The sequence below is a fragment of the Peribacillus tepidiphilus genome (assembly GCF_009466385.1).
GTDB classification, from domain to species: domain Bacteria; phylum Bacillota; class Bacilli; order Bacillales; family DSM-1321; genus Bacillus_BN; species Bacillus_BN tepidiphilus.
Map to the genome: position 1 here is coordinate 1 of NZ_WIAQ01000018.1, position 12530 is coordinate 12530.

General features: G+C 35.6%; 16 protein-coding genes. 13 read left to right on the top strand and 3 right to left on the bottom strand.

Going from position 1 to position 12530, the window contains the following annotated elements; genetic code table 11:
- The first annotated feature begins 160 nt into the window (after positions 1–160).
- The 5 genes from GD441_RS10745 (at position 161) to GD441_RS10765 (ending at position 3401) form a co-directional block, all read left to right on the top strand.
- Positions 161–385: a YozE family protein gene (locus GD441_RS10745; RefSeq protein WP_153126437.1), complete on the top strand. Its 225-nt coding sequence runs from the start codon at positions 161–163 to the stop codon at positions 383–385.
- A 107-nt stretch (positions 386–492) separates the two neighbouring features.
- A complete protein-coding gene (locus GD441_RS10750; protein WP_153126438.1) occupies positions 493–1200 on the top strand; it encodes a hypothetical protein in 708 nt (235 codons plus the stop codon).
- A 71-nt stretch (positions 1201–1271) separates the two neighbouring features.
- Positions 1272–1439: a YozD family protein gene (locus GD441_RS10755; RefSeq protein WP_153126439.1), complete on the top strand. Its 168-nt coding sequence runs from the start codon at positions 1272–1274 to the stop codon at positions 1437–1439.
- 407 nt (positions 1440–1846) lie between these two features.
- On the top strand, positions 1847–2647 hold the full coding sequence (locus tag GD441_RS10760; protein ID WP_153126440.1) for a serine/threonine protein kinase: 801 nt from the start codon (positions 1847–1849) through the stop codon (positions 2645–2647).
- Entirely contained in the window at positions 2631–3401 is a 771-nt protein-coding gene (locus GD441_RS10765) for a sporulation protein (protein ID WP_153126441.1), read from the top strand. Before GD441_RS10760 ends, GD441_RS10765 begins: the two co-directional genes overlap by 17 nt.
- Positions 3402–3610: 209 nt before the next feature.
- Here GD441_RS10765 and GD441_RS17010 read toward each other — a convergent pair whose 3' ends face one another.
- Positions 3611–3769 (bottom strand): hypothetical protein, encoded by a 159-nt coding sequence (locus GD441_RS17010; protein WP_191992158.1) that lies wholly within the window; start codon positions 3767–3769, stop codon positions 3611–3613.
- A gap of 172 nt (positions 3770–3941) precedes the next feature.
- Between GD441_RS17010 and deoD the strand changes: the two genes are divergently transcribed.
- The 3 genes from deoD (at position 3942) to GD441_RS10780 (ending at position 7187) form a co-directional block, all read left to right on the top strand.
- Positions 3942–4643, top strand: coding sequence for a purine-nucleoside phosphorylase (deoD, locus tag GD441_RS10770; RefSeq protein ID WP_153126442.1), 702 nt, complete (start codon positions 3942–3944; stop codon positions 4641–4643).
- Between the two features lie 160 nt (positions 4644–4803).
- On the top strand, positions 4804–5658 hold the full coding sequence (locus tag GD441_RS10775) for a M15 family metallopeptidase (protein ID WP_153126443.1): 855 nt from the start codon (positions 4804–4806) through the stop codon (positions 5656–5658).
- A 56-nt stretch (positions 5659–5714) separates the two neighbouring features.
- Positions 5715–7187: a lmo1851 family serine protease gene (locus GD441_RS10780; protein ID WP_276567787.1), complete on the top strand. Its 1473-nt coding sequence runs from the start codon at positions 5715–5717 to the stop codon at positions 7185–7187.
- 56 nt (positions 7188–7243) lie between these two features.
- On the opposite strand, the gene GD441_RS10785 is transcribed toward GD441_RS10780, so the two are convergent.
- Positions 7244–7954 carry an AlbA family DNA-binding domain-containing protein gene (locus GD441_RS10785; RefSeq protein WP_153126445.1) on the bottom strand — a complete coding sequence of 237 codons (711 nt, stop codon included), beginning with the start codon at positions 7952–7954 and terminating at the stop codon, positions 7244–7246.
- 238 nt (positions 7955–8192) lie between these two features.
- Here GD441_RS10785 and GD441_RS10790 point away from each other — a divergent pair, with 238 nt between their 5' ends.
- The 3 genes from GD441_RS10790 to GD441_RS10800 all read left to right on the top strand — a co-directional run bounded on the left by GD441_RS10790 (position 8193) and on the right by GD441_RS10800 (position 10675).
- Positions 8193–8591 carry a hypothetical protein gene (locus GD441_RS10790; protein ID WP_153126446.1) on the top strand — a complete coding sequence of 133 codons (399 nt, stop codon included), beginning with the start codon at positions 8193–8195 and terminating at the stop codon, positions 8589–8591.
- 219 nt (positions 8592–8810) lie between these two features.
- Positions 8811–9728: a CobW family GTP-binding protein gene (locus GD441_RS10795; RefSeq protein WP_153126447.1), complete on the top strand. Its 918-nt coding sequence runs from the start codon at positions 8811–8813 to the stop codon at positions 9726–9728.
- 104 nt (positions 9729–9832) lie between these two features.
- Positions 9833–10675 (top strand): hypothetical protein, encoded by an 843-nt coding sequence (locus tag GD441_RS10800; RefSeq protein WP_153126448.1) that lies wholly within the window; start codon positions 9833–9835, stop codon positions 10673–10675.
- Between the two features lie 41 nt (positions 10676–10716).
- Here the strand turns inward: GD441_RS10800 and GD441_RS10805 are convergent, their stop codons facing one another.
- Positions 10717–10962 (bottom strand): DNA alkylation repair protein, encoded by a 246-nt coding sequence (locus GD441_RS10805; protein WP_153126449.1) that lies wholly within the window; start codon positions 10960–10962, stop codon positions 10717–10719.
- A 100-nt stretch (positions 10963–11062) separates the two neighbouring features.
- Here GD441_RS10805 and GD441_RS10810 point away from each other — a divergent pair, with 100 nt between their 5' ends.
- Both GD441_RS10810 and GD441_RS10815 read left to right on the top strand, forming a co-directional pair.
- The gene (locus tag GD441_RS10810; RefSeq protein ID WP_153126450.1) at positions 11063–11338 is read left to right on the top strand and encodes a hypothetical protein; all 276 of its coding nucleotides are present in this window, start codon (positions 11063–11065) and stop codon (positions 11336–11338) included.
- 220 nt (positions 11339–11558) lie between these two features.
- A complete protein-coding gene (locus GD441_RS10815) occupies positions 11559–12524 on the top strand; it encodes a YncE family protein (RefSeq protein WP_153126451.1) in 966 nt (321 codons plus the stop codon).
- Positions 12525–12530: the final 6 nt, after the last annotated feature.

The window sequence follows — 12530 nt, forward strand, 5'->3', positions numbered from 1 at the left end:
TCCTTTATTTAGGGATTTAGTGTCGGTGTGGTAACCTCACTATTACCTAAATTTCAGGGGGTGGCAATTTTTTTGCTCAAAAAGCCCTCTAATATAGGATTTACTAACCTATTTACTATAAAAGTTTTGACAATACGAAAAATAACAAGGGGATGGAGATATGAAATCATTTTATCAGTTTCTCATGACGATGCGACATCCGAAGCCGCATGATGAGTTGAGTCAATTTGCTAACAATGCCTATGACGATCATTCATTTCCGAAGCATTCGATGGATTATGATGAACTGAGTAACTATCTGGAAATGAACGGGCACTATTTGCCTTCAATGAAAGTTTTCGATGAGGCATGGGAGCTTTATCGTCAATCCTATCAAAAAGTGTAATCACATAACTAAATAAGGACATTTGGTACAAACTTTCCAATGACCCTGTCATTTTATCCTGCATATACTATTGTAAGTATTTCAAGGTGAAGTGAGAGGATGTCACTATGGATAAGCGGAAAAAAGCCAAATTTAAAATTGGTGACACAGTCGTCATCACCATGTATGGAACAGTTGGAAATATTACGGATGTCAAATTTTTGGACGGATCCTATGTGTATGAAGTAAACCATAGTGAAGGTTTGTACATGGAGTCTACGTTACAGCACATTTCAGAATATGAAGGTGAAATTGTCCAAGAGTCAGAAAAAATAGATATCACATACAAGTTCTTTTTCGGAGACCTAGTACAGGTGGACGGATATGGTCAAGATTATTTCAAAATAGTAGGCTTTCGGACGGAAATTTGGAGATATAAAGAAAATGCATGGGAAGATGTCATTTATGAGCTTTCTAGACTCTCTGATGGGGAATGGCTTGAAGCTCATGAAGAGGAGCTAACGCTGATTGCCGAAGCAGAAGATGCGGAAACCTTTATACAAAAATTAGGCCTTTTATACCCGATTAATAAAAAAACGGGAAAAAAAGAAATCAATAAAGCTTCTTCCGCTGTCAGGAAAGCTGAAAAGGAAGCATTGGAGGAGAGAAAAGAGAAAAAACAGCTTATTGATGGATTATTAGATTTATATAATGATTATCTAGCGTTGTATGAAAATTTTGGAGATGATGAATATAAAAAAGTCACGGTTTTAGTGTTAAATAAAATGAAAAAACTTTCTAGCGAGCTTTACAATATAAGGCGAAATTATAAATAAGCTATAATAAGATTTTTTTTAGTATAATCATTCCAAATTCTTCATACATCTTTAGAAAAGGGGGCGATATTGTGCGTGAAATTGAAGTCTTTATTGATACAGAAGAGATTGCCGAGTTTTTCTTTCAAGAGTTAACCAAACGTGGCTATGTACCTTCTGAAGAAGAATTGGAAGAAATCGCTGATATCACTTTTGAATACTTGATTGAAAAATCCATCATCGATGAGGAATTCGAATAATGATCGTCCTCTGAGTATTGAAAGCATTACGGCTCAATCAGTCTGAATGTGCGTGATCATATACATTGTCTATTATCTAATACGGCGGGAAACCGTCGTTTTTTATTCTTTAAAAAACTCGAAGTAAATAAAACAGAATCAAAAAAACTTTGAAACTTTTTTGTTTGGAAGTTCGTAATAAAGAAAGAAAAGGAGAGTGTGAGAATATGATAGAGAAAATTCTGAAGTTAATTTTCGGTAAGAATAAACACGGATATTACAAGCATTCAAACAGTGATTTTAAACACGGCTTTTCAAAAAAGCACCAGCACTATGGATACAAGCATTATAAAAAGAAACATAAAAAAAGCTTTTTTTCTAGCTCGCACGGTTTTTTTAAAAGCTGAAGATGAGTGTGGAAGATAAACATGTTCGGTCTAACAGAAAACAAGATAGATTCTTTATTTACCCATTATATCAATGAAAATACACCATTTTTACTTGTAGACAAATTGGGAAAAGGTGGGTTTGGGTCAACCTATTTACTTAAAGAAAAGCATTCGGGAGAACGATTTGTTTTAAAGAGGTTAAATAAAAAGAGGCTTAAATCGGCAGAGGCTATTACTTCGTTTCATTTTGAAAAACAGGTTATTTCTGAATTGGAAAATCAGGCCTTTCCGACATATCATTCAGAAGGAGATATGAATGGAATTCCCTATTTCATTATGGAGCTCAAAAAAGGGAAAACTTTTGAGCAATGGATTTTTCAAGAAGGAAAAAGGTATTCTGTCGACGAATCATTCATCATAGTGAAAAAGGTGTTACAAGCTGTTTTGTATATGCATAGTAAAGGGATTGTTCATAGGGATCTTCGGATTCCAAACATCCTGTTTGATGGAAGAGATGTCAGTATTATAGACTTTGGTTTAGCAAGCCGATTAGATTCATCGTATGATCATCGTAATATAGATCATCCCAAAAAAGCCCCAAACCATATAAGTGACTTGTATTGCCTCGGGCATTTTTTGTTGTTTTTACTCTATAGCTCATACACACCTACTGTAAAAAAAGAAAGAAGCTGGGAAGAAGAGCTTAGTCTTCCTCTTCCTTTGAGAATTTTTATTAAAAAGCTATTATTGCTTGACACACCTTTTATAAACGCAAAACACGCCTATTCAGAGCTAGAAAAAATGATGGAAGGGAGAATGGAATATGTCACTATTCAATAAGTTTTTGGCCACGATCGGAATTGGCAGTGCAAAGGTTGATACTCGATTGGAAAAGGATACATATATTCCAGGAGAACAAATGTCTGGAGTCGTTGAAATTCAGGGAGGGGCGATTGAACAAGCCATCGATGAGATCTACTTAACCCTGCATACCACTTATTTGAAGGAGCATGATGATAAGAAATTTACACAGGTGGCTACTATTGAAAAGGTTCGTATAAATGAACCATTCACCATTGGTCCCAATGAAAAAAAGGAAATTCCTTTTCGTTTTAAACTTCCTTACGATACCCCTTTGACTTATGGGAAAACAAAAGTTTGGGTAGCGACAGGACTTGATATCAAAAACGCAGTAGATCCAAAGGATGAAGATTACATTAAAGTGCAGCCAAATCCTTTAATTCATCAAGCTTTTCTCGCATTAACGGATTTGGGATTCAAACTAAGAAACGCAGATTGTGAAGCTGCACCATACCGCTATCAAAAGAGAGTGCCATATATACAGGAATTCGAATTTGTTCCATACAGCGGATTATTTCGAGGTAAGCTCGATGAGTTGGAACTGGTTTTCTTCCAATCAAGCGAGCATGAAGCTGAGATATTAATCGAAATTGACCGCAGAGCAAGAGGACTGGCAGGCTTATTATCCGAAGCATTGGAATTAGATGAGACAAAAGTCCGCTTTACCATCAATCATTCAAACCTACCGTATTTAAAAGACCAATTCAAGGATATAATTTCTAAATATTCATAAGGTAATGGGGCTGTCCAATAAGTCGAATTTTCGGCTTTTGGACACCCCTTTTTTGTTTCGACAAAAAAGTGGGATATCGATAAAGGATTCGACATGTCTTTTACATAAATATGAATATAGGAGAATCTAATTCGAAGGGAGTTGTAATTCGTGTACACTGGATGTATGTTTGTTAAAACGGAGCCGAGATCATACAATCTCGGCATTTATTAGCGATCACCATCTGATTGATGGTGACCTGGTCCGTTTTTTCGTTTTTCTGGTGATTGTTCATCAGCATGTGCTTCATGTTCAGCTACAATGCCCTCAGGAGGGATATGATTATTCTTTTTTGGTGCATTGACACGATTACGATGTTTCTTTCCCATTTGTGAAATCCTCCTTTTTATGGTTTCCCCTATTATTGTGCCAATTATTATGAATATTACACAGGAAAAGGTTAGAGACTATAAAGGGACAAGGACGCCAAATTAAGGTTTTTCAGATTTCACTACAATATGGTATAGTAGTGATGGATTTGATTAAATAGGAGGGCATAAAATGAGTATACATATTGGTGCTAAAGTAGGGGAAATTGCAGACACAGTTCTTTTGCCAGGAGACCCGTTACGAGCAAAATACATCGCAGAGACTTTTTTGGAAAGCCCGAAATTATATAATGAAGTACGTAACATGTTTGGCTATACTGGAACATATAAAGGAAAAAGAATTTCCGTCCAAGGGACAGGGATGGGGGTTCCTTCCATTTCAATTTATGTAAATGAGTTAATCCAAAGCTATGATGTCCAAAATTTGATTAGGGTTGGGACATGTGGAGCCATCCAAAAAGATGTGAAAGTCCGCGATGTGATATTGGCCATGACATCCTCTACTGATAGTCAGATGAACAGACTGACATTCGGTGGGGTAGACTATGCTCCAACAGCCAGCTTCGACCTTCTTAAAAAAGCCTATGATGCAGGTATAGAAAAAGGATTAAATCTTAAAGTGGGCAGTGTGTTTACGGCTGATATGTTCTATAACGATAATGCCGAGCATGAGAAATGGGCTCAATATGGAATTTTAGCGATCGAAATGGAGACTACTGCACTTTATACGATAGCTGCAAAATTTGGAAGAAAGGCATTATCCGTATTAACAGTTAGCGACCATATCATTACGGGCGAGGAAACGACTGCTGAAGAAAGACAAACGACCTTTAATGACATGATTGAAGTTGCTTTAGAAGCAGCAATAAAATAAGAATTTGTCCAAAGAGGATGGCTATATTAAAGGCTTTACTGTATGAGTAAGTCTTTAGAAGGCCATCCTTTTATTTATTATCATTACAAATTACTGTTTTTATTTTGTGGTTAAATGGTAAAATGGATAAGTGAATTTAACAATAAGGGTGATTTGTTTCGTGTTACATAAGAAGTATGGACTGTTTCTTCTTTCAATTATTTTTCTAAGTGGATGTCAGGTAAAAGATCTAATACCCGAAGGATTCCATTTTATCTCTCAACAGGAAAATACAACGAAAGAGCAAACAAAGCAAAAAGTAGAGCAAAATACAAAAGAAAAGGAAGAAAATTCTGCTGCAACAAAAGGTGGCATCGAGAACGAGGAAGAGTTAACACTTGACTCTCAATTTTTTAATGAAATACAAGAGGTAAACGGTAAGAAATTGATCCAAAATCCCGAAAACTTTTTAGTTCTAGTAAATAAGGAATATTCTTTAAATGATGATTATGCTCCTAAGGATTTAGTTCGACCGAATGTCGCTTTTTCCTTTGGTTTCCTTGAACAAGAAAAAGCTCTCATGAGAAAGGAAGCAGCGAGGGCACTTGAGCAAATGTTTCAAGAGGCTAAATTAAATGGTATTGAACTTTATGCTGTTTCTGCCTATCGCTCTTTTGAACGCCAAAAGATGATTTTTGATGCTGAAATCAACCGTGTTGGAAGAGAAAAAGCGATTGAGGCTGTAGCGTATCCAGGTCAAAGTGAGCATCAGACTGGACTAGCAGTAGATATTTCCAGCAAGAGTGTGAACCTGTTACTTATTCAAGAATTTGAAAACACTCCTGAAGGAAAATGGCTTGCGCTAAATGCACATCATTACGGTTTTATTTTAAGATATCCGAAAGGAAAAGAAGAAATCACTGGATATAAGTTTGAACCTTGGCATTTCCGCTACGTTGGAAAAGATCTGGCTGAAATCCTGTACGAAAAGGGTTTAACGCTAGAAGAATACTTCTCAAAGGTAAAAGCTATTTAATCAAACATTTCGGTGTTATAATAAAGCATTAGAAACAGAGCATCTGGTTGAAAGTGGTGGATAAATTGGAAGAGAAGAAACCTGAAGTAGAAAAAGAAAATGGCAAATATATAAAAATCAAAAAATTTCATTTTGTATTGAGCATTTTTTTCGTGATTTTCATAACAGCAGGTATTACAACTGTAGCTTTGACATTTGGGGATGAACCTGCACAACCGATTCAGCAAATTATCCAAAATCGAAAAGAATTCAATAAGCTATATTCAGCCTACGACACTTTAAAAGAAAAGTATTTTACTGAAGTAGATGATGAGAAGCTGATAAATGGTGCGATAAATGGTATGCTTGAAGCGCTTGACGATCCCTATTCAGACTATATGAATGTGGAGGAGGCTAAGAGCTTTCACCAACAAATTTCTTCTTCTTTTGAAGGAATTGGTGCTGAAATTCAGTCTCATAACTCAAAAATTATGATTGTTTCGCCAATCAAAGGATCACCTGCAGAAAAGGCAGGTTTGAAGCCGAATGATTATATACTTAGCGTAGATGGCAAAAGCCTTCAAGGGATGAGCGCAACAGAAGCAGTGATGCAGATTAGAGGGAAAAAAGGGACAAAGGTAGAACTCATGATACAACGAGGCGAAAATGCTGAGCCAATGAAAGTTGAAATTGTTCGTGATACGATCCCTTTACAAACGGTCTATGCTGAAATGAGAGATGATGGAATCGCTACTGTCCAAATAACAAGTTTTTCAGAGAAAACAGCTGATGAGCTGAAAGATTCTTTAGCTGACATGCAAACGAAGGGTATGAAAGGGTTAATTCTTGATTTAAGAGGGAATCCAGGGGGGATTTTAGGACAAGCTTTAGAGATTTCTGATCTGTTCGTTCCAAATGGTAAAGTCGTTCTCCAAGTGGAAGACAGAAAAGGAAATAAAGAAATTTACAAATCTGAAAATAAAAAGGAACTAGGCATCCCAGTAGTTGTTCTTGTTGATAAAGGAAGTGCAAGCGCTTCTGAAATAGTGGCTGCAGCGGTAAAAGAATCAGCAGGCATCCCGCTTGTTGGTGAGAAAACTTTTGGGAAAGGAACTGTACAGACTGCAGAAGATTTTAAGGATGGCTCTAATATCAAATATACGTCAGCTAAATGGCTGACTCCAAAAGGAAATTGGATTCATAAAAAAGGCATTAAGCCGGATTATGAGGTAAAACTGCCAAATTATTCAGAGTTAACTTACCTCTCACCTGAACAAGAATATACGATTTCCTCTTCTTCTTCAGAAGTGAAGGTAGCTGAACAAATGCTGAAGGAAATCGGCTATAATCCTGGAAAGGTGGATGGTTTCTTCGATGAACAAACAGCATTAGCCATCAAAAAACTACAGAAGGACCAAAAATTAACTGAAAATGGAATCCTTTCAGGAGATACGACACTAGCTTTGATGAATGAGCTAAGAGAAAAGATCCAAAAAAACGATACCCAGCTTCTTAAAGCAGTAGAAATTATTAAAAGCCAAATGAAATAATAGAATAGAATAAAAAGGTGACACAGCGGAACTTTTTTCCGAATGTGTCACCTTTTTTACTCTTCTTTTAAGTCAAGATATTTTTTGATTTTCTTTTTCTTTTCATTGATGATTTCTTGTATGAAAGCTTGATATTCAAGATCATTTTGTTGTGATAATTCATCATATAAAACTTTGAGATGATTAAGATGATCTTTTAAGGAAATTTCTCTAGTATCAGAGCCACCAGATTGTACTTTGCGAAGAATCATTTCCACTAGCTTTTCCTTTGATGCTTCAATTGATTTTGTACCTTGTCTAACATAAATGGCTCCGTATCTAAGCTCACCTTGATTCACGATTGATGTGTATGGGACGTATACAGGATCATATTCGATTATTAACACTTGAAAGATTTTTTCTTGTAGTAAAGCATGAGTCCGTTTGGAAAAAATGAAATCTTCCGTACGGTACTTTAAATATTTTGGTAACAAATGCTCTAGCTTGTTGTCAATATCGGCCTTATCCAAGACGTCCTCATTTTTTAATCCTACTAATACTGCAGTACCGTCCTCTGCCTGACTTACACCAACAACAATACAACCACCACCTGAATTAGCGATTGCCAAAATGTGTTTGGCAAGCTTGGTGATCTCGATCCATTTCGTTTTGAAATCAAGAAAATCCGTCTCTCCGGTATTATGCAGCAATAAGTTTTTTAGATTTTCCTTCGTTGGCTCAAGTAAAAATTGTTTTAAAGTTCCCGGATATATTTTAGAATAAAACATATTTATTTCCTTCCCTTTGTTCATCTACTATACATTATAGTCGGTATAACAAAATATGGGAGAGGAAATAATAAGAATTTTTTATCAAATACTTAAACTATTTTGTTAAAATATTACACTAAAGGATTGAAGTTCAAGTTATATTGTTTTTCTAGTTTTAGAAAAATAAAATCAATCATTCATCAATTTTTTAAACTTGGTCAAAAATGATCAAGTAATATGAGCGAGGAGGAATAGATTGAAACAAATTACTCACTTAGACAACGAAGTCAAACAACTCGTTCATGAAAAAGAGGAGCTATGCGAAAAATTATGTAGTTATTTTCATTTTCTCTACGGACAGGATTTTGAAAAATATCATGTGAAATTGGTTGTTGAAGTCATTAGAGAAAGAGGATGCTGCTTGGTTTCTCGGCAGGAAATTTTTGAAAAAGGATATAAATCCTATATTGAAATTGGACTAGAAATGGGTGGTGAGTATTATCCCAATGAATCTATTCCCATTTGGAAATGTAAGGGAGAATTGTTTCATCAGGTAGGCTATTTGACAATGGATACGAAAGAAGAACTAAGCAGAAAAATCGATGAAACAATAAAAAGCATGCTCGAAGAGTTATCAGAAGAAAATAAAATATAATATAATATAATCGAAAAGTGTCATAGTTGATCAAAAGTGTAGGTTGTTTTCGTAAAGTTTGTTGCTTTTAAATTTTTAAGTCCCAAAAAAACAATCTATGCGAAAAGAGCCAAAGTGTAAAAGCAAAATGTATTTTGTTAACGACCTGATATGTTATTATAAGTAGGGTAGAAAGCGATGTAGTTTTCTGCCTATTTTCTTGTAATAGAGGTTTTGAATATGAAAAAAACAGAAATTTATATTTTAGCTGGCTTCTTAGGAAGTGGAAAAACCACACTTTTAAGAAATATTGTAGCCGCAGAGAAAAAGGAAGGCAGACAAATTGCTGTATTGCTTAATGAAATGGGAAAGGTGTCCATTGATACTGAATTAATTGACAAGGATATCCCTTTAAAAGAATTATTCGATGGTTGTATTTGCTGCACAATTCAAGAAAAACTAGATGCACAGCTGCAGGAAATACTTACGATGAATGTAGATGCCATTTATATTGAGACAACCGGTGCGGCTCATCCTGTTGAAGTATTAGACGGTATTATGTCTCCTCTCTTTGCTGAACGCTTAGAATATAAAGGAATTGTAACGGTTGTGGATCTAGTAAGATGGCGTGACAGAGAACAATTTTCTCCACAAATAAAACATTTAATGCTAGAACAAATTCAGCATGCAGATCTACTTCTACTAAATAAAATAGATTTAGTCAGCGAAATGGAAGCAGGTCAAATGAGCTTTGAAATCCAATCGTTGAATGAACATGCAACGTGTTTATTTACAAATCATAGTAAAGTCAATCTAACCCAAATTAGTAGTTTATCTATGAGTCGAAAGCAGTATGATGGAAACAACGGGAAAAAAGACCTCCATCTACAAACTATTTTGTATTCGTTTAAGGGCAGTGTACATTATGAAGAGTTTGAAGACTGGTTAAGGTCGTTACCTGAAACGGTATATCGGATGAAAGGGTATATTTCCTTTACTCATTCTCAATACCCCTATTTATTCCAATACTCATATGGAATGCCGGTAACGATGCCTGAAATCATGAAAATGCCTTTAAATTTAGTTATCATTGGTGAAAATTTAAATCAAGATAAAATTCTTTCCGAATTACGTGCACTTGAACAAACTGAAAAATAATTTACAACGACATATAATGGTTCAAAAATGACCCTTTCTAATCTGTTTATTATTTTGTCAAACGATAAAGAATAAGGACATGAATCAGAAAGAGGTCATTTTTTATGGGAATTCATAGATATTTCTTGGTTATGATCATATTCATTGTATTTCCAATTAAAGCAGCGGGAGAAGTAGAATTTGACAGGGATTCACCTATTAGCTTCAAGGTGGAAATGCTTCCGTGGAACGAAGTAAATGAAATCTTACCGAAGTATTCCAATTTTACAGTCATTGATGTTGAAACAAGAAGGCATTTCAATGTTCAGAGACGGGCCGGAACCTATCATGCGGATGTACAACCATTGACTTCACAGGATACCAAAATGATGAAAAGTATTTTTAACGGTCAATGGACTTGGAAAAGAAGAGCGATTCTCATCTTAAGTGAGGACAGGCTCATTGCAGCTTCCATGCATGGAATGCCGCATGGTGCAGGCGCGCTTAAAAATAACTTTCCAGGCCATTTTTGTATTCACTTTTTCGGAAGCATTACACATCGTTCTAATAAAATGGATCTGTCGCATTTATTAATGATTTTAAAGGCTGCTGGTAAGCTGGATGAATATTTAACAACGATTAGCCCTTCAGATACAGTACACGCGTATATCGCCTCACTCCATCAACAGGATGAGCATCTGTTCAACTATATTAGTTTGCAGCCATTAAAGTCTGATCTTAAAGAGCACATTCTAAAAATTGAAGCCATCAAAGTAAACCGAATAAATATTGATTTGAACAATTCTCCATTAAGAGGGGGCGTGTTTGTTCCCGTGGAATTGAGCCTATATATAAAAAACGAAGGCTTAAAAAGGATTGAAACAAACATTCTTCTTGTTAGAACTTCACCAATGGAAGGATGGAAAGTTGATTCGGAGTACTTTGTTAACGAGATTTTTCCAAAATAAATGGAGCCGGCAAAAGAGCCGGCTTCAAGAGATTTTCCATATTAAGATTGGATGGAACCGTAGGCTTCAAAGGTTTTTTCATCTTCAATCAGTCCGCAGGCTGCACATTGTACCCTGAAGGAAGGTCCATTGTATGCAAGGTGGAAAGCATCTAAGTCTTCGTTGGTAAATTGTTGGATAATATCACCGGATTGAGGATCCTTTTTCACTGGCATCGCATGTTGTTCAATGATGTTAAACCTTGATTTATTCGTCTTACAATTTGGACATCTATATGGACTATTCATTTATTAACCTTCTTTCTTGAAATAGTACGATATCTTTTATTTTTTGTTTTACTACCGAAAAATATGTGATACCGAAGGAATAAACGAGAGGAGAGATAGGATGCATCAAGCATTTTCAAATGAACAATTATTACAGGCTTATTTACAGATTTGGAACAATAGAGGAATACAAAGTGAAGATGATGCTGGAACCGTATTGAAAGAGTTGATAAAAAGAGAATTGCTAGATGAAAATTCACATCCTCGAGTCAGGAAAAACAAATACGAAAAATTTTACTTAAGTGTCAAAAGACTGGCCGAATCTTCCTTACATCCAGAAGAGAAAGTTGCTCTATTGGCATTCTATATATCCACCATGCAAGATTTACAAAATTGAGGTTTGCTACTCAATCACACTAAATAAGTCCACAATCTAAAATCTCCGATGTTAATGGAGATTTTTTTATTAAAATGTAATGAAAGTCTTATGAAATGAAGCATGGATTGTTTACCGTTTTTTAGAAATTATTTGCGATATTTCACACTTATTTCACATTGTCTAGTTAAAATAGGGTAAGTAGCAAGGATAGGGAGTAAGGTCACGATAGGGGAACATTATGAAGAAGAAATTGACATGTCTATTTTTTGCAGTCTTGGTATTGTCAGGGTGTATGAATGAAACCTATACCCAAATTCCTCCGGATCAAGCATTTATTTCTACTATTAACTTAAAGGATGGTAGCTTAAGCTTTATTGACGGCAATGATTATACAGAATTGGCAAAGTGGGAACTTAAAAAGCCGATTACCGGAGGGGTGTTATTGCCTGATCAAGATACCCTGATGCTGTATGGTAAGCAAATGAAAAGTGTAAATTTTTATTCATTTAAGAAAGGCAAACAAATCCGTAAATGGGATACTGGGGAAGGAATTGTATTCGCCGGGCTAATTCATGATAATAAGGTAATGGCATTGATTAATCAATTACATAATCGGATCGATTTTTTTGGATTAAACGGGAAAGAAATCGCTTCCGTTAAGGTAGGGAAAGGTCCTATCTCATTTGTGGAAGATTCTGATACCAATATGTTATATGTGTTGAATTTTCATGATACCTATGTAACCGTTATTCATTACGAAAACTATAAAACAGTTAGGAAAATACCGGTCAATGAGTTTTCAACAGGCCTCCTCATTCATAAAGAGAACGATGAGCTTTGGGTCGGAGGTCATGGCAAGGGCGCAACAATAGAAGAAAATATACACATTTATTCACTAGATACTGGAAAACTAAAAAGAACAATTAAGGCTCCTTCTATGCCTATTAATTTTTTGCAGGATGGAGATGCTACCTTCATTGTTAGTCATGGAACAAGTACCCTATATAAAGCTCAAACTAACAAGAAAGATTTGCTTAGCATCAAGGTAGGGGTTAACCCATTTGAACTAGTGTTATTTCACAAAAAACTGGTCGTAGCCGGATATGACAGTAACGATGTGTCCATCATTGATCCGGATAAAATGGTTGTACAACATACGATCCCAGTTGGAAAAGGTCCGTTTCACATTGTTGTAAGGGAGTAGAATAGC